This is a genomic window from Burkholderia sp. Se-20378, assembly GCF_017104665.1.
Taxonomy (GTDB): Bacteria; Pseudomonadota; Gammaproteobacteria; order Burkholderiales; family Burkholderiaceae; genus Burkholderia; species Burkholderia lata.
The window spans coordinates 1-803 of record NZ_JAAGPG010001191.1 but is presented as its reverse complement, the minus strand read 5'-3'; the positions used below and the strand labels follow the sequence as shown (position 1 = coordinate 803).

At 71.4% G+C, this 803-nt stretch carries 1 protein-coding gene; it reads left to right on the top strand.

What is annotated here, in order from left to right; genetic code table 11:
• The coding region (hflK, locus tag G3N93_RS40930; protein WP_206135627.1) for a protease modulator HflK at nt 1-803 on the top strand (803 nt) is incomplete at both ends.

Genomic DNA, 803 nt, shown 5'->3' with positions numbered 1-803 from the left:
CGCTCGGCGCCGAACTGCGCCATCGTTACGGCATCGACCTGCGGCAGAGCTGGGGCTGGCGCAGCTTCGTGCGGCTGCTGCCGGCCGCGCTCGCCGCCACCGTCGCCTGCGCGTGGCTGCTTACCGCCGTCGTGGTCTTGAACCCGGAGCAGCGCGCCGTGTATGAACGCTTCGGCGCGCCAGTTGCGGTCTGGCAGCCGGGCCTGCACGTCGGCTTGCCCTGGCCGTTCGGGCGCGCGCGCATCGTCGACAACGGCGCGGTGCACCAGGTCGCGATCGCGGGCAGTGCGAACGACGGCGGCGCTGAACCGTCTCCCGCGCCGGCCGACGGCCCGACGCCCGAACGCCTCGATCGACTGTGGGATGTGCCGCATCCGTGGGAAACCACCCAGGTGATCGCCGGCGCGAACGGCGACCGCCAGAACTTCCAGATCGTCAACGCCGACGTGCGGGTCGACTACCGCCTCGGCCTGACCGATGCCGATGCGCGCGCGGCGCTCTATCGCACGATCGACCCGGAAAGCACGGTGCGCACGAGCGCCAATCGCGAACTCGTGCACTACCTCGCATCGCATACGCTCGAATCGCTGCTGGAAACGAACCAGGCCGCGATGGCCGACCAGTTGAAGCGCGCGATCCAGCAGCAGCTCGACCGGCTGCACAGCGGCGTCGACGTGATCGCGGTCGTGATCGAGAGCGTGCATCCGCCGACCGGTGCGGCCGCCGCCTTCCACGACGTGCAGGCCGCGCAGATCCGCGCGCAGGGCAGCGTCGCGCAGGCACGCGGCTTCGCGGCCGGCCTG